The organism is Bordetella genomosp. 5, from assembly GCF_002261315.1.
GTDB lineage: Bacteria > Pseudomonadota > Gammaproteobacteria > Burkholderiales > Burkholderiaceae_B > Bordetella.
Genome location: NZ_NEVP01000001.1, coordinates 948,144 through 966,856, shown reverse-complemented (window position 1 = coordinate 966,856; position 18,713 = coordinate 948,144). Strand labels below are relative to the sequence as shown.

Sequence of the window (18,713 nt, the reverse complement as noted above, 5' to 3'; positions counted from 1 at the left end):
AAAGACAAAACCCCACTGGCGTGAGCCAGTGGGGTTTTGAGCAATAAAAGCCTGACGATGACCTACTTTCACAAACGAATGTTCACTATCATCGGCGCGAAGGCGTTTCACGGTCCTGTTCGGGATGGGAAGGAGTGGGGCCACCTTGCTATGGTCGTCAGGCGTAACCGGTAAGCGGTTGACGCGAGGGTCAAGCACTTGAATCTGGAAGAAGCACCGCGCTCGTGTCGCAGTCGGGCCGGGCGGTATGCGCCGGGCGGGGACTGGTCATCGAGAGCACGTATTGTGTTGTATGGGTTGCGTTGATTGTGTTTGAACGGCACTGGCGCGATGTCGGCCAGCGTCACGTGCGAGGGGCAAGGGTTAGTTGCGCTCTACACGGTTAATTAAGACTTGAGAGTTATAGGATCAAGCCTCACGAGCAATTAGTATCGGTTAGCTTAACGCATTACTGCGCTTCCACACCCGACCTATCAACGTCCTGGTCTTGAACGACTCTTCAGGGGGGTCAAGCCCCCAGGGATACCTTATCTTCAGACGAGTTTCCCGCTTAGATGCCTTCAGCGGTTATCTCTTCCGTACTTAGCTACCCGGCAATGCCATTGGCATGACAACCGGTACACCAGAGGTACGTCCACTCCGGTCCTCTCGTACTAGGAGCAGGCTCCGTCAAGTATCCAACGCCCACGGCAGATAGGGACCAAACTGTCTCACGACGTTTTAAACCCAGCTCACGTACCTCTTTAAATGGCGAACAGCCATACCCTTGGGACCGGCTACAGCCCCAGGATGAGATGAGCCGACATCGAGGTGCCAAACACCGCCGTCGATATGAACTCTTGGGCGGTATCAGCCTGTTATCCCCAGAGTACCTTTTATCCGTTGAGCGATGGCCCTTCCATTCAGAACCACCGGATCACTATGTCCTGCTTTCGCACCTGTTCGACTTGTCAGTCTCACAGTCAAGCACGCTTATGCCATTGCACTATCAGCACGATTTCCGACCGTACCTAGCGTACCTTCGAACTCCTCCGTTACGCTTTGGGAGGAGACCGCCCCAGTCAAACTGCCCACCATGCACTGTCCCCGATCCGGATAACGGACCAAGGTTAGAACCGCAAACAAACCAGGGTGGTATTTCAAGGTTGGCTCCACGAGATCTAGCGACCTCGCTTCAAAGCCTCCCACCTATCCTACACAGACCGGTTCACAGTCCAATGCAAAGCTACAGTAAAGGTTCATGGGGTCTTTCCGTCTAGCCGCGGGTAGATTGCATCATCACAAACACTTCAACTTCGCTGAGTCTCGGGAGGAGACAGTGTGGCCATCGTTACGCCATTCGTGCAGGTCGGAACTTACCCGACAAGGAATTTCGCTACCTTAGGACCGTTATAGTTACGGCCGCCGTTTACCGGGGCTTCGATCAAGAGCTTGCACCCCATCACTTAACCTTCCGGCACCGGGCAGGCGTCACACCCTATACGTCGACTTTCGTCTTTGCAGAGTGCTGTGTTTTTAATAAACAGTCGCAGCCACCGATTCTCTGCGACCCCATCATGCTCAGCGCGCAGGCGCATCACACTACCGGGGTATACCTTCTCCCGAAGTTACGGTATCAATTTGCCGAGTTCCTTCTCCCGAGTTCTCTCAAGCGCCTTGGAATATTCATCCCGTCCACCTGTGTCGGTTTGCGGTACGGTCTCGTATAGCTGAAGCTTAGAGGCTTTTCTTGGAACCACTTCTAATCACTTCGCGAGACATGCTCGCTCGAGCCACACCCTTGATTTACGCGCCCGGATTTGCCTAAGCGCCATCTTCAATGCAGCAACAGGGACATCCAACACCCTGATGATCTTCCGCGATCCGTCCCCCCATCGCACTATACGACGGTGCTGGAATATTAACCAGCTTCCCATCAGCTACGCATCTCTGCCTCGCCTTAGGGGCCGACTCACCCTGCGCCGATGAACGTTGCGCAGGAAACCTTGGACTTACGGCGAGGGGGCTTTTCACCCCCTTTATCGCTACTCATGTCAGCATTCGCACTTCTGATACCTCCAGCAGCCTTCACAAGCCACCTTCGCAGGCTTACAGAACGCTCTCCTACCGCGTATATCTAAAGATATACACCCGCAGCTTCGGTTTATCGCTTAGCCCCGTTACATCTTCCGCGCAGGACGACTCGATCAGTGAGCTATTACGCTTTCTTTAAAGGGTGGCTGCTTCTAAGCCAACCTCCTGACTGTCTATGCCTTCCCACTTCGTTTCCCACTTAGCGATAATTTGGGACCTTAGCTGGCGGTCTGGGTTGTTTCCCTCTTGAGTCCGGACGTTAGCACCCGGTGCTCTGTCTCCCAAGCTGTACTTGCAGGTATTCGGAGTTTGCCATGGTTTGGTAAGTCGCCATGACCCCCTAGCCATAACAGTGCTCTACCCCCTGCAGTAATACTTGAGGCACTACCTAAATAGTTTTCGGAGAGAACCAGCTATTTCCAGATTTGTTTAGCCTTTCACCCCTATCCACAGCTCATCCCCTAGTTTTTCAACACTAGTGGGTTCGGTCCTCCAGCACGTGTTACCGTGCCTTCAACCTGGCCATGGGTAGATCATCTGGTTTCGGGTCTACACCCAGCGACTGAACGCCCTATTCGGACTCGCTTTCGCTACGCCTTCCCTATCCGGTTAAGCTTGCCACTGAATGTAAGTCGCTGACCCATTATACAAAAGGTACGCCGTCACCCCACAAGGAGGCTCCGACTGTTTGTATGCACACGGTTTCAGGATCTATTTCACTCCCCTTCCGGGGTTCTTTTCGCCTTTCCCTCACGGTACTGGTTCACTATCGGTCGATCACGAGTATTTAGCCTTGGAGGATGGTCCCCCCATCTTCAAACAGGATTTCACGTGTCCCGCCCTACTTATCTCACGCTTAGTTCCACTATCAACATTTCGTCTACAGGGCTATCACCTGCTACGGCCAGACTTTCCAGACTGTTCGACTATGCTGTTAGCTAAAACGTGAAGGCTCTTCCGATTTCGCTCGCCACTACTTTCGGAATCTCGGTTGATTTCTTTTCCTCGAGCTACTGAGATGTTTCAGTTCACCCGGTTCGCTTCCACTGACCTATGTATTCAGTCAGGGATACCGCTTGCGCGGTGGGTTTCCCCATTCGGATATCTACGGATCAAAGCTTGTTTGCCAGCTCCCCGTAGCTTTTCGCAGGCTACCACGTCCTTCATCGCCTGTGATCGCCAAGGCATCCACCATGTGCACTTAGTCGCTTGATCCTATAACACTGAAGTCTTATAGGACGCTTGTTGACATTTCGCGTTTGTGCCGTTCTATCAAAGCTTTTCTCAATACACACTTGCGTGCGCATCGAGCTTGAGACTTTGGAACAAAATCATGCAATCACAACCCGTATCCATCTTCATCAGGCTTGCGCCGATTACTTGATGAACACTTTACGTTGTGCTTCTTCCAAATTGTTAAAGAACAAATATAGCTGTCAGGCCTAAACCCAACGATTAACACTGGCTCGCAGCGCTAATCGTTGAACTCTTGCTGTCTAGATTTCTACCAGCGCCAGGCTAAGCCAGGCAATGGTGGAGGTGAACGGGATCGAACCGATGACATCCTGCTTGCAAAGCAGGCGCTCTCCCAGCTGAGCTACACCCCCATACCCCGATCACTCGGAATAACTTGGTGGGTCTGGTTGGATTCGAACCAACGACCCCCGCCTTATCAAGACGGTGCTCTAACCGACTGAGCTACAGACCCCAGACTCTTTCTCTCGGATCTGTACGATCCACAGCAGCTATATTTCAACAACCGATAAGCGTGGACACTTGCTACGAGCACTAAGCTCTTAAAGGAGGTGATCCAGCCGCACCTTCCGATACGGCTACCTTGTTACGACTTCACCCCAGTCATGAATCCTACCGTGGTAATCGCCCTCCTTACGGTTAGGCTAACTACTTCTGGTAAAACCCACTCCCATGGTGTGACGGGCGGTGTGTACAAGACCCGGGAACGTATTCACCGCGACATGCTGATCCGCGATTACTAGCGATTCCGACTTCACGCAGTCGAGTTGCAGACTGCGATCCGGACTACGATCGGGTTTCTGGGATTGGCTCCCCCTCGCGGGTTGGCGACCCTCTGTCCCGACCATTGTATGACGTGTGAAGCCCTACCCATAAGGGCCATGAGGACTTGACGTCATCCCCACCTTCCTCCGGTTTGTCACCGGCAGTCTCATTAGAGTGCCCTTTCGTAGCAACTAATGACAAGGGTTGCGCTCGTTGCGGGACTTAACCCAACATCTCACGACACGAGCTGACGACAGCCATGCAGCACCTGTGTTCCGGTTCTCTTGCGAGCACTCCCAAATCTCTTCGGGATTCCAGACATGTCAAGGGTAGGTAAGGTTTTTCGCGTTGCATCGAATTAATCCACATCATCCACCGCTTGTGCGGGTCCCCGTCAATTCCTTTGAGTTTTAATCTTGCGACCGTACTCCCCAGGCGGTCAACTTCACGCGTTAGCTGCGCTACCAAGGCCCGAAGGCCCCAACAGCTAGTTGACATCGTTTAGGGCGTGGACTACCAGGGTATCTAATCCTGTTTGCTCCCCACGCTTTCGTGCATGAGCGTCAGTGTTATCCCAGGAGGCTGCCTTCGCCATCGGTGTTCCTCCGCATATCTACGCATTTCACTGCTACACGCGGAATTCCACCTCCCTCTGACACACTCTAGCTCGGTAGTTAAAAATGCAGTTCCAAAGTTAAGCTCTGGGATTTCACATCTTTCTTTCCGAACCGCCTGCGCACGCTTTACGCCCAGTAATTCCGATTAACGCTTGCACCCTACGTATTACCGCGGCTGCTGGCACGTAGTTAGCCGGTGCTTATTCTGCAGGTACCGTCAGTTGCACGGGGTATTATCCCGTGCCGTTTCTTTCCTGCCAAAAGTGCTTTACAACCCGAAGGCCTTCATCGCACACGCGGGATGGCTGGATCAGGGTTTCCCCCATTGTCCAAAATTCCCCACTGCTGCCTCCCGTAGGAGTCTGGGCCGTGTCTCAGTCCCAGTGTGGCTGGTCGTCCTCTCAAACCAGCTACGGATCGTCGCCTTGGTGAGCCGTTACCCCACCAACTAGCTAATCCGATATCGGCCGCTCTAATAGTGCGAGGCCCGAAGGTCCCCCGCTTTCCCCCGAAGGGCGTATGCGGTATTAGCTACGCTTTCGCGTAGTTATCCCCCGCTACTAGGCACGTTCCGATACATTACTCACCCGTTCGCCACTCGCCACCAGACCGAAGTCCGTGCTGCCGTTCGACTTGCATGTGTAAAGCATCCCGCCAGCGTTCAATCTGAGCCAGGATCAAACTCTTCAGTTTAATCTCTGTTTTGCGCCGCTATCCTAAGACAGCGACTTCGCTTGCTCTCAAAGGAAGTGAGGTTTAAAAAACCTTACTTCATATTGTGAGCACTTTGATACTTTTGCTTTGTCTGCCAGACCGAAATCTGACCGACTGCGCACTCGCATCAAGTGCCCACACTTATCGGTTGTTTAGTTGTTAAAGAGCGGTACTGCTAAATTCTTGCCTACTTACTGACTCGCTTCGCTGCGTCGCTTTCGCTTCGCGTCGTTTGCTGTGTCAGCAGCAGAGAAACGAGATTATGAAGAAGTTTTTTTCGTTTGTCAACTCAGTTTTGAATTTATTTATTCATCACATCGCTGACTAACAACTGCTTCGCTCGCTTCCGGCTCGCTTCGTCGTTGCCGGCATCGCTTGCCTTCTGCTTCGGCCTTTCTCAGAACATCAGGGTTAACCCTAACGTTTTGACAACTGCCAAGCCCGAAACTATAACACAGTTTTTGCAGATCGTGCAACTCAGTGCGCACAATTTGCAGCTCACCGTGCAACGCTGGAATTCGGTAAGCCCTTTCGGACAACCTCGGAAGCAAGCTTCCTTTCCTGCGCTGAAAGCCCCGTTTCGCGCCTCGCGTCCCACTCAGGTGGCAACCGCTTTGAGGCCGGCGAAACAGCACTTGCCGCTTCGGCTTCGTTGTTCACACTGTTGTGTGAGCAGCGAAGGGGGCGAACTATAGCATGGTTTTTTGGCTTGTCAAAACGAAGTCATGGGAAACCCGTAAAGTTTTGGCCCCCGCCAGGTGGGTCGTACTGCCCTCTCCCGCTGCCGTCGGATGGGCAACTGGGGACAATACCTTTTGCGATCAATGACTTGGCCTGAGAAAGCGGGCCATCCGCCCGGTAAATTTGCCATGATCCTCGTCCGGACAAGCCGATTTAGCTTCGCAAAAATATTTTCGGCACCCCCACCCCTTCCCTCGGGGCCGCCTGGAGCAATGGCGGCAGCTGTCTCTACTCTATATAGAGGAAGCCAAGGGTTTACAGAGAAAGCCGAAGGGCTGCGCGGACGGAAGCTGAAGATCAGCGAGCCGAGGGGTCCGGGTGCAACAGCAGGTTCGGGCGGGCAGCAGGTTTGGGTGAGCAGCAGGCTTGGGTGAGCAGCAGGTCCGAGTGAGCAGCGGGTCCGAGTGAGCAGCGGGTCCGAGTGAGCAGCGGGTTCGGGTGGAGCAGCAGGTCAGGGCGCAGCAGCAGGTCAGTGCGGCCGCAGGCTCAAGTGTGGCCGCGGGTCCGAGTACGACAGCGGGTCAGCGCGTGCCACATCGAAAGTGCAGCATCTATATATAGGGAGGACGCAAGGGCGGCACCGCGCACCACACCGTGCGCCCTATATATAGGCAGGCCCGTGCAGAGAAGAACTGCGCAACCTGTAGACGGAGAGCGCCGGAGCGGAGCCCGGTGCCGCCGTGATCCCGCCGCTTGTCGTGCGCCCCCAGTAAAGCAGCCGCCGGCTCGCCCCGCCCGGCCGCGGCGAGGCCGCTCAGACCCGGAGCTCGGTCGTCTCTTTGATCTGTTGCAGGGCGAAGAAGGATTTCATGTCCACGACGGCGGGGTGCTGCATGAGCGTGTCCATGGCGAAGCGCGAGAAATGCGCCAGGTCGCGCACCTGGATGCGCAGCAGGTAGTCCATGTCGCCGGACATGGCGTAGCACTCCACGACTTCCGGCCACAGCTGCACGTCGCGGGCGAAATCGCTCATGGGCGCGTGGCTGCCGCCCACGTGCTTATTCAGCTTGATGGTGACGTAAGCCAGCAGCCCCAGACCGACGCGCTCCGCATCCACCAACGCCACATAGCGCTTGATGAAGCCCTGCTCTTCCAGACGTCGCACCCGGCGCAGGCAGGGGCTGGGCGACAGCGATACGCGCTCGGCGAGCTCCTGATTGCTGAGCCTGCCGTCGCGCTGCAATTCGGCCAGAATGCGCCGATCTGTCCGGTCAAGGTCGATTTCGAGCATTAGTGTCTCCACTTTCGGTTATTCCGGCAATTATATTGCCGACAACCCGCCGCACAGGGGCATCTTTGCAATCATCTGCCCGGGGTGACTGCCTACAATTTGCGTTCGCTCTGACATTTCGAGCACCACACAACACAACAAGGGAGGCAGCATGAGCAGCCAATTCCAGCCCTGGGACAATCCCATGGGCACCTCGGGTTTCGAATTCATCGAATACACCGCCCCCGATCCCGCCGCGCTGCGCAAGGTTTTCGAACTGCTCGGATTCAAGGCGATCGCCAAGCATCGCCACAAGGACGTGACTCTGTACCGCCAGGGCGGCGTCAACTTTCTGATCAATGCCGAGCCGGACTCGTTCGCGCAACGCTTTGCGCGTCTGCATGGCCCGTCGATCTGTGCAATCGGCTTTCGCGTCGACGACGCCGCTGCCGCCTACAAGCGCGCGCTCGAACTGGGCGCCTGGGGCTTCGACTCGCACAGCGGTCCGATGGAGCTGAACATCCCGGCCATCAAGGGCATCGGCGATTCGTTGATCTATCTGGTGGACCGCTGGCGCGGCAAGACCGGCCACGGTGGCATCGGCGATATCAGCATCTATGACGTGGACTTCGAACCGCTGGATCCCGAACACGCGCAGGAAGACCTGAACCACGTGGGCGCCGGCCTCACGCTGGTGGATCACCTGACCCATAACGTTCACAAGGGCCGCATGGCCGAGTGGGCGGAATTCTACGAGCGCCTGTTCAACTTCCGCGAAGTGCGTTACTTCGACATCGAAGGCAAGGTGACGGGCGTCAAATCCAAGGCCATGACCTCGCCTTGCGGCAACATCCGCATTCCGATCAACGAGGAAGGCACCGAAGAGAAAGGTCAGATTCAGGAGTATCTGGACCTGTACCGCGGCGAAGGCATTCAGCACATCGCCATGGCCACGGACGACATCTACGCCACGATCGAAGCGCTGCGCAAGACCGGCGTGGTCTTCCTGGACACGCCCGAAACCTACTACGAACTGCTCGATCGCCGTCTGCCGCAACACGGCGAGGACGTCGCCCGCCTGCAGAAGAATCGCATTCTGCTCGACGGCGCCCCCGGCGGCGGACTGCTGCTGCAGATCTTCACCGAGAATCAGATCGGCCCGATCTTTTTCGAGATCATCCAGCGCAAGGGTAACGACGGCTTCGGCGAAGGCAACTTCAAGGCGCTGTTCGAGTCGATCGAACTCGATCAGATGCGCCGCGGCGTCGTGAAAACGGTCGAGTGATCGCTACCGGCCCGAAATGAAAATAGCCCGCGGCTCACGCCACGGGCTATTTTTTTTGGACCGGCGATGCCGACCCGAGCGCGCGCGGCCTGCACCGCGCCCGATGCGCGGCGTGCCCCCCTCAGCGCGACAGCCGATCGTGGAACTGCTTGCGGAACTTGGCGACCTTGGGCGCGATGACGAATTGGCAATAGCCCTGGTCGGGATGCAGCGCGAAGTAATCGCGGTGGTAATCCTCGGCCTGCCAGAAATGCGCCGGCGGCAGCAACTTGGTGACGATCGGCGCATCGTAGATCCGGGCCGCGTTGACCTCGTCGATGATGGCCTGCGCCTGATCGCGTTGCGTTTCGTCCTGCCAGAAAATGGCCGATTCGTATTGCGGACCGACGTCGTTGCCCTGGCGGCCCGGCGTGGTGGGATCGTGCGTGGCGAAGAACACGCGCAGCAGGTCGCTGAAACTCAGCTCGGCCGGATCGAACTCGACACGCGCGACTTCGATATGACCGGTGTCTTTGTTGCAGACCTGCTCGTATGTGGGATTGTCGACATGACCACCGGCATAACCGGGCAGCACGCTGACGACGCCACGCAGATCCTTGAATACGGCTTCCACACACCAGAAGCAGCCACCGCCCAGTACTGCGACTTCCGTCGATTGCGACATGATGATTCCTCTCCAGATCAAGGCTTGGCGGGCGACAGCGTGAGAATCCACTCCGCCAGTTGATGCGCCTCATCGGCGCTGACTTGCGATTGCGCCGGCATCGGCACGGCACCCCAGGCACCGCGTCCGCCATGACGAATTTTGTTGGCCAGATAATCCACGGATTCGGCCTGACCGGCATAGCGCTCGGCCACGCTCTTGAGCGGCGGGCCTACCCGCTTGCTCTCGACCTGGTGACAGGCCATACAGGCCTTGCTCTTGGCCAGATCGAGGCCGGTGGTCTGCGCCTGAGCGCTGACCGCGAACACGACGCTCGCGCCCAGCACCCACAAACTACGATTCAAATGCATCGGTAACTGCCCCACGACTGGCGGAGCTGGCGAGATGACCGAACTTGGCCAGCACACCTCGGGTATATCGCGGACTGGGTTGCGTCCAGTCGCGGCGACGAGCCGCCATTTCCTCGTCGCTGATGTTCAGCTGCAGCAGCAGCTGATGGGCATCGATGGTAACCGAATCGCCTTCGCGTATCAGGGCGATCGGACCGCCCACGTAGGCCTCGGGCGCGACGTGCCCGACCACCATGCCCCACGTGCCGCCGGAGAACCTGCCGTCGGTGATGAGCCCGACCGTCTCGCCGAGCCCCTGACCGATCAGCGCCGAGGTGGGCGCCAGCATTTCGCGCATACCGGGCCCGCCCTTGGGACCTTCGTAGCGGATCACCACCACGTCGCCGTGCCGGATCTCCCGGGCCATGATGGCGGCCATCGCCGCATCTTCGGAATCGAAGACACGCGCCGGGCCGGTGATGACCGGATTCTTCAGGCCCGTGATCTTGGCAACGCAGCCTTCGGGCGACAGATTGCCCTTGAGAATGGCCAGATGCCCTTGCGGGTACAGCGCCTTGTCGATGGGGTGAATCACGTCCTGCGCGGCGTCGGGCTGGTCGGGGACATCGGCGAGCACCTCGGCGATGGTCTGGCCGGAGATCGTCAGGCACTCACCGTGCAGCAGGCCTGCATTCAGCAGGAGCTTCATGACTTGCGGGATGCCGCCGGCGCGATGCAGATCCGTGGCGACATAGCGGCCGGAAGGCTTGAGGTCGCAGATCACCGGGACCCTGCGGCGCATGCGCTCGAAATCGTCGATGGTCCAGGGCACCTCGGCCGCATGCGCGATCGCCAGGAAGTGCAGCACCGCATTGGTGGAGCCCCCGGTGGCCATGATCACGGCGACGGCGTTTTCGATGGATTCGCGGGTGATGATGTCGCGTGGCTTGCGGCCCGCGCGTACCGCATCGACCAGGACGCGGGCCGACTCGGCTGCCGACACGACTTTTTCGTCGTCCACGTTGGCCATGGTGCTCGAGTACGGCAGGCTCATGCCCATCGCCTCGAACGCCGAACTCATGGTGTTGGCCGTGTACATGCCCCCGCAGGAACCCGACCCGGGGATCGCGCACTGCTCGATCTGCCTGAACTCGGCTTCGTCCATGCGGCCCATGGTGTACTCGCCCACGGCCTCGAACACGGACACGATGGTCAGGTCCTGCCCCTTGTGCCGGCCGGGTTTGATCGTGCCGCCGTAGACGTAGATTCCTGGCACGTTGCTGCGGGCGAGCGCGATCATGCCGCCGGGCATGTTCTTGTCGCATCCGCCGATGACGACCACGCCATCCATCCACTGCCCCTGCACCGCGGTTTCGATGCAGTCGGCGATGACCTCGCGCGACACGAGCGAATACTTCATGCCCTCGGTGCCCATCGACATGCCGTCCGAGATGGTGGGTGTGCCGAAAACCTGGGGATTGGCCTGCGCGGCGCGCACCGCGTCGATCGCGGCGTCGGCGAGACGCTGCAAACCGCTATTACAGGGCGTGATGGTGGAATGGCCGTTGGCCACGCCGATCATCGGATTGGCGAAATCGGCCTCCCGGTAGCCCAGGCCGTAATACATGGCGCGATTGGGCGCACGGGCGACGCCTTCCGTGATGTGGCGGGAACGTTCGTTGTTCGGCATGGTCTTGTCTCCTGGACCGGCGCTGCGCACGGCGAGTCCGCGCGCAATCGAATCATTCGCCGGTTATTATCGACCATCTTCCTCTGCCGGGCGCAACATGCTTCAGTACCCCCAATTCGACCCCGTCGCCATACAGATCGGACCGCTTGCGATCCACTGGTATGGCCTGATGTATCTGCTGGCGTTCGCGTTGGTGTATGGCCTGGGCCGCTATCGCATCGCGCAGGGCAAGGGCGGCATGATGACCGCGCGCGGCCTCGAAGACCTGATCTTCTATAGCGTGCTGGGCGTGGTGGTGGGCGGCCGTCTGGGCTACGTGCTGTTCTACAAGCCGGGTTACTACCTGAGCAACCCGATCGAGATCTTCTATCTCTGGCAGGGCGGCATGGCGTTTCATGGCGGCCTGATCGGCGTGATCGTCGTGATGCTGCTGTTCGCGCGCAAGCACAAAACCTCGTTTTTCACGGTGGCCGACTTCATTGCGCCGCTGATCCCGCTGGGCCTGGGCGCGGGCCGGCTGGGCAATTTCATCAACGGTGAACTGTGGGGACGCCCCACCGATGTGCCTTGGGCCATGGTGTTCCCGGGATCGGGCGACGGGCTCCCGCGCCATCCTTCGCAGCTGTACGAGCTCGGCCTCGAAGGCCTAGTGCTGTTCGCGATCCTGTGGTGGTTCTCGAGCAAGCCCCGACCCACCGGCCAGGTGAGCGCGCTGTTCCTGATGGGATATGGCGGCTTCCGCTTCCTGGTGGAATTCACGCGCGAGCCGGATAACTTCCTGGGCCTGCTCGCCGGCGGCATGAGCATGGGACAGTGGCTGTCCCTGCCCATGTTCATCGCCGGCGCCGTGCTTTTTGCGATTACTGCAAAGCGATCGTCCCGCTCACCGTCACACTGACCGTGACCTCGCCGGCTTCCAGCGGAACGCCGGCGGCAGCCGCGCTGTCTTTCATCATCATCTGCGCACCCATCTGGCGCGGCATCGACACTTCGCCGCCGCCGCTCAGATCGAGCTTGGCAATGCGATAGCCCGAAAAACCGAAGGCATTGGCCGCGGCCAGCGCGCGTTCGCGGAACGCATTGGCAGCCTGGGTAAGAAGCTTGCGCTCTTCGGCTTCACGCGCTTCGCGCGACAACAGGAACTGGATATTCGCGATCGCGGTCTTGTCGCCGAGTTTGGCTGCCAGATCCGATGCCGCATCGAAATCCTTGGACTCGAGAATCACCTGACCCTGGCCACGCCAGTTGGTGATCTTGCCCTTGCTGCTCGAGTTGGGCCAGACGTTGTAGCCACCCGAACGGACTTCGACACCCTTGGTGTCCTTGGCGCGCTTGACGACTTCGTCGAGCGCGGCGGACAGGCGCTTGCCGGCGGTGGACTGGTCGGCCGCCTCGAGTTCGACCGCGAGGGTGATGCGCACCGTATCCTGCGCCACCTCGGTGGAGGCGCCGGCCTGCAGATTGAGCTCGGGCGAACGGCTGGTCGACGTGGACGTCTGCGCCTCGGCCGGGGCCGGCGCGGCGGTCTGGGCCTGAACGGCGGACACGCAAGCCAGGGCGAGCGCGGCGCCGCAAGCGGCTGCAAGGCGCTTCAGCACGGGAGCGGAGGAATGAGCGGAACGCGAGTAATGGGTCATCGCAACAACCTTTTCTGATAAACCGCCGGACGATGCGCGTGGGCCTGGCCCGGAACGCGGCGGCGGGCAACCGGCACCCACACGCAAGCAGAACGCTATCAGGTCTCGCGCGCACGCGCGCGCAACAGTGAAATGAGGTGTAAGCACGCGTGTGTACGCACGACCCAGGCGACAAAAACGCCGGATTCAGAAAGGGACTGAAAGGGATGTGGGCGGGCGCGGGCACGGCCGCAGGAGGGATGAAGCGGCGTACGTGCTGCGTGGGGACCGCAGACCTGCGTGGAAGCAGGCCTGCGGGAGAAGATGCCCCGCGGGTGCCGTCTAGGCCGGCATCTCGAACCCTGAGGTTCAAGGTGGTCGCGTTCCGTAGAGCCTTGGGTTCGTCTGCGAGAGACAATCACGCCAGCTCTACACTCCCGCAACCAATATGCCATAAGACATAGGTTCAGAGAATGTATGGCCAAGTCACGAGCACCGCAGGGACAACCGGGAAGGCAGGAAAGCCTGGGCCGCCGTAGCGGTAGCGCCAGAGAGCTTCCCTGCCAGGAAGTCTGCGGGTGGTGCCTGAAAACCAGCCTCAGGCAACCTGGGCGCCGCTTGCCGCCTAGCCTGCAAGCCAGGCTGCGCACCGCGCCCTGAACCCGAAGGAAAAACGATCGGTCAGATCAGCTTTTCCTGGCCCGACAACGCATCGTCGAGCATCGTGTTCATTTCCTCAATTCTACGCTTGAAGTCGCCGACCGCCAAACCGCCCAGCGGACCATCCGGCGCCTTCATGGCAAGCAACTCGCCGGCGATCTGCAGCGCAGTCATCACGGCGATGCGTTCGTTGCTGGAAACCTTGCCGGTGCCCTGGATGCGCTGCATGAGTTGGTCGACGTGACGCACGGCGGCCAGCAGGACGGGCTTTTCTTCGGCGGAGCAGGCGAGCGAATAATCACGGCCCAGCAGGCTGATATCGAGACGTTCCATCAGTGCTGCTCCTCGGCGGCGGCGCCCGGCAGGCGGGCGAGCACGGCGTCGATGCGCTCACGCGCCGACGAAGCGGCCAGACGCAGGCGCTGAAGATCGTTGTCACGCGCGAACAGGTTGCCCTGCAGCTCGGCTTCGCGCGCCGAAGCGCGCGCTTCGAGCGCATGCCGGTCGGCGGATTCGCGCGCCAGCTCTTCACGCAGCGCCGCTTCGGCGCGCTGCGCTTCGGCACGCAGCAGATCGGCGGCGGAGTCGTGTTCGCGCGCACGCGACGACAAAGCGAGAAGTTCGGCTTCGCGTTCGGCATAGCGGGCTTGTAGCGCGCGATGCTCGGCTTCGCTCTCATTCAAGCGGATACGCAACGCATCGCGTTCGGCATGAAGCTGCCGGGTGCGCTGCACCATTTGCCCGATACGGGCGGCGAGTTGGTCGAGGTCATGCAACATGGGCGCTATCGTAAACCATCCGGAACGTGTCCGGGCCTCTTCACGCAAGCTGAGAAACACGGCAATATTCGGTAGAACCTGAAAGCGAATTGCCAGATGGCTTTCACCCCCACGGTGAAAGCAGGATGCCCCCGGGCTGCAACGGCCCACTTTCACCATCCTTTCTTAAAGCTTTCATTCTGCTTTCAAAACACCTTCATTCCGCGCCCGGCGTTACATCTGAGGGCAGGATGATCCCCTATACAGGCGAATTTCTAGGGAAAACCCCGAGCTCAGGCGCTGGCTCCAGGGTTTGTTTTGCGCTTGCCCTCAATTAGTATTCGGCCTTCAAAAAAGCCTTTTCCGCTTTCAAAAGAGGCGTTCAGAGCTTTCAAAAACAACAAATGGCACCCTTAAGTGCCTTTTTTGCGCCCGTCGTCCGAGACCAACACACTCGCCCGGGCTTGAGCCTTATCTACATGCTGTAAAACAGGAGCCAACCAATCATGCAGCTACGCAATCGGCAGGACTTCTGGTCGGGGGTGATGTTCATCGCCCTTGGACTGGGATTCGCCTGGCAGGCAAGCAGCTACCAAATGGGTACTGCCGCCCGCATGGGCCCGGGATACTTTCCCTTCTGGCTGGGACTCGTCCTGGCATTGCTGGGCGCGATCGTTCTGATCGGCTCCCTGGCCAAGCGAGCCACTGAAACGCATGTGGATCGTTTCGACTGGCGCATCGTCTTTCTCGTGGTGGGTTCGGTCGTCCTGTACGCCGTAATCCTCAAACCCCTCGGCATCTACATCTCGGTGTTCGTGCTCGTGGTGGTCAGCAGCCTGGCCAGCCATGAGTTCAGCCTCAAAGTGGCCGTTGCCAACGGCATTTTCCTGGTGGTGTTCTCGTACCTGGCCTTCATCAAGGGTCTGGGCCTGATCTTCCCGCTGTGGCCGTCGTTCTTGGGCAATTAAGGAGAGCCACATGGAATTGTTTGACAACCTCATGATGGGCTTCGGCGTGGCATTCACGCCGGAGAACCTCGCATACGCCCTGCTGGGCTGCGTCCTGGGCACCCTGATCGGCGTGCTGCCTGGCATCGGCCCCGTGCCGACCATCGCCATGCTGCTGCCGATCACGTACGTGCTGCCTCCGGTGGCCGGCCTGATCATGCTTGCCGGTATTTACTACGGCGCGCAATACGGCGGTTCCACCACGGCCATTCTGGTGGCGCTACCCGGTGAGACATCCGCGGTGGTGACCGTGCTCGATGGTCACCAGATGGCCCGCAACGGCCGCGCCGGCGCGGCCCTGGCCATCGCGGCTCTGGGTTCGTTCTTCGCAGGTTGCGTGGCCACGCTGCTGCTGGCCTGGGTGGCCCCGGAACTGGCTCAATTGGCGTTCAAGTTCGGCCCCGCCGAATACTTCTCGCTGATGGTGCTGGGTCTGGTGGGTGCCGTGGTGCTGGCCTCGGGCTCGCTGCCCAAGGCAATCGCCATGATCATCCTGGGGCTGCTGCTCGGCATGGTCGGTACCGACGTGAACTCGGGCGTCGCCCGCTTCGACTTCGGCATCCCCGAACTGCAGGACGGCATCGACTTCGCCATCGTGGCCATGGGCGTGTTCGGCTTCGCCGAAATCATGACCAACCTCGAGCAGAAGGAAAACCGCGTCGACATCACCGACAAGATCGGCTCGCTGTATCCCAACAAGCAGGAATTCAAGGAAGCCGCCCCCGCCGTGCTGCGTGGTACGGCCCTGGGTTCGGCCCTGGGCATCCTGCCGGGCGGTGGCGCCGTGCTGTCGTCGTTCGCCTCGTACACCCTCGAGAAGAAGATCTCGAAGAACCCCGAGCGCTTCGGCAAGGGCCACCCGGCCGGCCTGGCGGGTCCGGAATCGGCGAACAACGCCGCAGCCCAGACCTCGTTCATCCCGCTGCTGACCCTGGGTATCCCGGGCAACGCCGTGATGGCGCTGATGGTGGGTGCAATGACCATCCACAACATTCAGCCCGGCCCGCAGGTCATGACCAGCCACCCGGAGCTGTTCTGGGGTCTGATCGCCTCCATGTGGATCGGTAACCTGATGCTGGTGGTGCTGAACCTGCCGCTGATCGGCCTGTGGGTCAAGCTGCTCAAGGTGCCCTACCGCATCCTGTTCCCGGCCATTCTGGTGTTCTGCACGATCGGTGTGTATTCGCTGAACTACAACACCTTCGACGTATTCATGACTGCCGCCTTCGGTGTGGTGGGTTATGTGTGGTCGAAGCTGAAGTGCGAAGGCGCACCGCTGCTGCTGGGTCTGGTTCTGGGTCCCATGATGGAAGAAAACTTCCGTCGCGCCCTGCTGCTGTCGCGTGGCGACTTCGGTACCTTCGTGACGCGTCCGCTGTCGGCATCGCTGCTGGCCGTGGCCCTGTTCCTGATCGTGCTGGTCGCTCTCCCCGCGATCCGCAAGAAGCGCCAGGAAACCTTCGTCGAAGAAGAGTAAGCCTGAAGCCGGCTCGCGCCGGCCTCGCGCCCCTCGAAAACCGGCCCCCTACGCGGGGCCGGTTTTTTATTGCGCCGCCGCGACGCACGACATGGAAAAAGCGCACCTCATGAGCCCGCAAAAACCGGCGCAACGGACTCGCGGCGCGCTATCGATTGCGGTAAGGTAGTCGCCTGTTTCGCACCCCTTACCGGAGTCCTCCGCATGGCAAGCATCGGTACCAAGAGCTACGACAACGTGACGCCCCGCCGCGTCGCTTTCCTGGGCATGGGCGTCATGGGTCTGCCCATGGCGGGCCATCTGGCACGCGCCGGCCACACCGTGACGGTCTACAACCGTTCGGCGGCCAAGGCCCAGGCCTGGGTTGCCGAGTTCGGCGGCCACAGCGCCGCCACGCCGCGCGAAGCCGCGGCCGATGCCGATATCGTGTTCGCCTGCGTGGGCAACGACGATGACCTGCGCAGCGTGGTGCTGGGCGAGGACGGCGCTTTCGCCGGCATGAAGCAAGGCGCCATCTTCGTCGATCACACGACCGCCTCCGCCGACGTGGCCCGCGAGCTTTACGCAAAGGCCCGCGAACTCGGTCTGCAATTCATCGACGCCCCCGTCTCCGGCGGCCAGGCCGGCGCCGTGAACGGCGTGCTCACCGTGATGTGCGGTGGCGAGGCCGAGGTCTTCGACACCATCAAGCCCGTGGCACAGGCATTCGGCCGTGCCGTGACGCTCGTGGGCGCCCCGGGCGCGGGCCAGCTGGCCAAGATGGTCAATCAGATCTGCATCGCCGGCATCGTCCAGGGCCTCTCGGAAGCCGTGGCCTTCGGCCAGCAGGCCGGCCTCGACATGAAACTCGTGCTCGACGTCATCAGCAAGGGCGCGGCACAGAGCTGGCAGATGGAAAACCGCGGCGGCACGATGGTCGACGACAAATTCGACTTCGGTTTTGCCGTCGACTGGATGCGCAAGGACCTGGGCCTGGTGCTGGCCGAGGCCCGAAACAATGGCGCCCGCGTGCCGTTGACCGCGCTCGTCGATCAGTTCTATGGCGACGTGCAGAAGCTGGGCGGCGGCCGCTGGGACACGTCCAGCCTGATCAAGCGCCTGCGCGACTGAGCGCGGGTCTGCCAGAGCGCAAAGCCCGGCCGGGAGCCATCCCGACCGGGCTTTTCACTTCTGCGGGCGGGGCGAAATCAAGCCGCGAGCGCGGCCTCGACCGGCGCAACCAGCTCGTCGATGCGGCCACGCGCGAGCGCCATGCCTTCCGCCGCCGCGAGTTCGCCCATCGCCAGGCCTTCGGCGGCCACGTAGGTCACGTCCGTCATTCCGAGGAAGGCGAACATCTGCGTGAGATACGGCGTCATCGTGTCGCCGGGCGTGCCCTCGGCCTTGCCGCCCCGGGCGATCAGCACGACGACCTGCTTACCCTTGACCAGCCCCTCGGGCACTCCTTCCGGCGTATAACGGAACGTGACGCCAGCGCGCGCCAGGTGGTCGAGATAGCTCTTGAACTGGGCCGGCATATTGAAGTTGTAGACCGGCAGGGCGAACACGACGCGATCGGCGGCCTGCAGCTCGGCGATCAGCGCATCGCTCAGCGCCACGATGTCCTGCTGGGCGGGCGTGCGCGATTCGGCCGGCGAGAACAGGGCACCGACGGTATCGCCATCGAAGTACGGCACCGGGTTGATGGCCAGATCCCGGACGGTGATCGTACCGGTGGGGTCATTCGCCTTGGTGCGCGCGATCAGATGATCGGCCAGGTGGCGGGAATTGGAACGATCGCCAAGGATCGAGCACAGGACGACAAGGGTTTTCATGTGGAATCTCCGTAGTGGCGGCCTCTTGCCGCGCTAACC

General features: G+C 60.1%; 13 protein-coding genes, 2 tRNA genes, 3 rRNA genes and 1 other RNA gene. 5 read left to right on the top strand and 14 right to left on the bottom strand.

Features of this window, described 5'->3' with window-relative positions:
• Positions 1 to 49: 49 nt before the first annotated feature.
• The 6 genes from rrf to CAL25_RS04475 all read right to left on the bottom strand — a co-directional run bounded on the left by rrf (position 50) and on the right by CAL25_RS04475 (position 7,395).
• Positions 50 to 162: ribosomal RNA gene (gene rrf, locus CAL25_RS04500) — 5S ribosomal RNA — on the bottom strand.
• A 242-nt stretch (positions 163 to 404) separates the two neighbouring features.
• Positions 405 to 3,288: ribosomal RNA gene (locus CAL25_RS04495) — 23S ribosomal RNA — on the bottom strand.
• Between the two features lie 316 nt (positions 3,289 to 3,604).
• Positions 3,605 to 3,680: transfer RNA gene (locus CAL25_RS04490), tRNA-Ala, on the bottom strand.
• 24 nt (positions 3,681 to 3,704) lie between these two features.
• Positions 3,705 to 3,781, bottom strand: a tRNA-Ile gene (locus CAL25_RS04485).
• 90 nt (positions 3,782 to 3,871) lie between these two features.
• Positions 3,872 to 5,402: ribosomal RNA gene (locus tag CAL25_RS04480) — 16S ribosomal RNA — on the bottom strand.
• The 16S, 23S and 5S rRNA genes sit together here with 2 tRNA genes alongside, the layout of an rRNA operon.
• Positions 5,403 to 6,918: 1,516 nt before the next feature.
• The gene (locus tag CAL25_RS04475; RefSeq protein WP_094798694.1) at positions 6,919 to 7,395 is read right to left on the bottom strand and encodes an Lrp/AsnC family transcriptional regulator; all 477 of its coding nucleotides are present in this window, start codon (positions 7,393 to 7,395) and stop codon (positions 6,919 to 6,921) included.
• A gap of 151 nt (positions 7,396 to 7,546) precedes the next feature.
• Between CAL25_RS04475 and hppD the strand changes: the two genes are divergently transcribed.
• Positions 7,547 to 8,659 (top strand): 4-hydroxyphenylpyruvate dioxygenase, encoded by a 1,113-nt coding sequence (hppD, locus tag CAL25_RS04470; protein ID WP_094798693.1) that lies wholly within the window; start codon positions 7,547 to 7,549, stop codon positions 8,657 to 8,659.
• A gap of 121 nt (positions 8,660 to 8,780) precedes the next feature.
• Here the strand turns inward: hppD and msrA are convergent, their stop codons facing one another.
• From msrA to ilvD, 3 genes are read right to left on the bottom strand one after another with little or no spacing between them, the layout of a single operon-like run.
• Positions 8,781 to 9,323, bottom strand: a complete 543-nt coding sequence (msrA, locus tag CAL25_RS04465) for a peptide-methionine (S)-S-oxide reductase MsrA (protein WP_094798692.1) — start codon at positions 9,321 to 9,323, stop codon at positions 8,781 to 8,783.
• Between the two features lie 17 nt (positions 9,324 to 9,340).
• Positions 9,341 to 9,673, bottom strand: a complete 333-nt coding sequence (locus CAL25_RS04460) for a c-type cytochrome (protein ID WP_170948377.1) — start codon at positions 9,671 to 9,673, stop codon at positions 9,341 to 9,343.
• Positions 9,657 to 11,342, bottom strand: coding sequence for a dihydroxy-acid dehydratase (ilvD, locus tag CAL25_RS04455; RefSeq protein WP_094798691.1), 1,686 nt, complete (start codon positions 11,340 to 11,342; stop codon positions 9,657 to 9,659). The genes CAL25_RS04460 and ilvD overlap by 17 nt, the downstream gene beginning before the upstream one ends.
• Positions 11,343 to 11,439: 97 nt before the next feature.
• On the opposite strand from ilvD, the gene lgt reads away from it, so the two are divergent.
• Positions 11,440 to 12,240, top strand: a complete 801-nt coding sequence (gene lgt / locus CAL25_RS04450) for a prolipoprotein diacylglyceryl transferase (RefSeq protein ID WP_094798690.1) — start codon at positions 11,440 to 11,442, stop codon at positions 12,238 to 12,240.
• Here the strand turns inward: lgt and CAL25_RS04445 are convergent.
• The 4 genes from CAL25_RS04445 to CAL25_RS04430 form a co-directional block, all read right to left on the bottom strand.
• Positions 12,203 to 12,979 carry an SIMPL domain-containing protein gene (locus tag CAL25_RS04445; RefSeq protein WP_094798689.1) on the bottom strand — a complete coding sequence of 259 codons (777 nt, stop codon included), beginning with the start codon at positions 12,977 to 12,979 and terminating at the stop codon, positions 12,203 to 12,205. The two genes, lgt and CAL25_RS04445, sit on opposite strands and share 38 nt — an antisense overlap.
• A 301-nt stretch (positions 12,980 to 13,280) precedes the next feature.
• Positions 13,281 to 13,465, bottom strand: a non-coding RNA gene (gene ssrS / locus CAL25_RS04440) — 6S RNA.
• A gap of 174 nt (positions 13,466 to 13,639) precedes the next feature.
• On the bottom strand, positions 13,640 to 13,951 hold the full coding sequence (locus tag CAL25_RS04435; protein ID WP_094798688.1) for a cell division protein ZapA: 312 nt from the start codon (positions 13,949 to 13,951) through the stop codon (positions 13,640 to 13,642).
• Entirely contained in the window at positions 13,951 to 14,397 is a 447-nt protein-coding gene (locus CAL25_RS04430; protein ID WP_249278937.1) for a hypothetical protein, read from the bottom strand. Before CAL25_RS04430 ends, CAL25_RS04435 begins: the two co-directional genes overlap by 1 nt.
• 485 nt (positions 14,398 to 14,882) lie before the next feature.
• Here CAL25_RS04430 and CAL25_RS04425 point away from each other — a divergent pair, with 485 nt between their 5' ends.
• From CAL25_RS04425 to CAL25_RS04415, 3 genes are all read left to right on the top strand, one after another.
• Positions 14,883 to 15,344, top strand: a complete 462-nt coding sequence (locus tag CAL25_RS04425) for a tripartite tricarboxylate transporter TctB family protein (RefSeq protein ID WP_094798687.1) — start codon at positions 14,883 to 14,885, stop codon at positions 15,342 to 15,344.
• Positions 15,345 to 15,354: 10 nt separating this feature from the next.
• Complete coding sequence (locus CAL25_RS04420; RefSeq protein ID WP_094798686.1) at positions 15,355 to 16,860, top strand: tripartite tricarboxylate transporter permease; 1,506 nt, start codon at positions 15,355 to 15,357, stop codon at positions 16,858 to 16,860.
• A 204-nt stretch (positions 16,861 to 17,064) separates the two neighbouring features.
• Positions 17,065 to 17,970, top strand: a complete 906-nt coding sequence (locus CAL25_RS04415; RefSeq protein ID WP_094798685.1) for an NAD(P)-dependent oxidoreductase — start codon at positions 17,065 to 17,067, stop codon at positions 17,968 to 17,970.
• 77 nt (positions 17,971 to 18,047) lie between these two features.
• Here the strand turns inward: CAL25_RS04415 and CAL25_RS04410 are convergent, their stop codons facing one another.
• Complete coding sequence (locus CAL25_RS04410; RefSeq protein ID WP_094798684.1) at positions 18,048 to 18,674, bottom strand: FMN-dependent NADH-azoreductase; 627 nt, start codon at positions 18,672 to 18,674, stop codon at positions 18,048 to 18,050.
• Between the last annotated feature and the right edge of the window lie 39 nt (positions 18,675 to 18,713).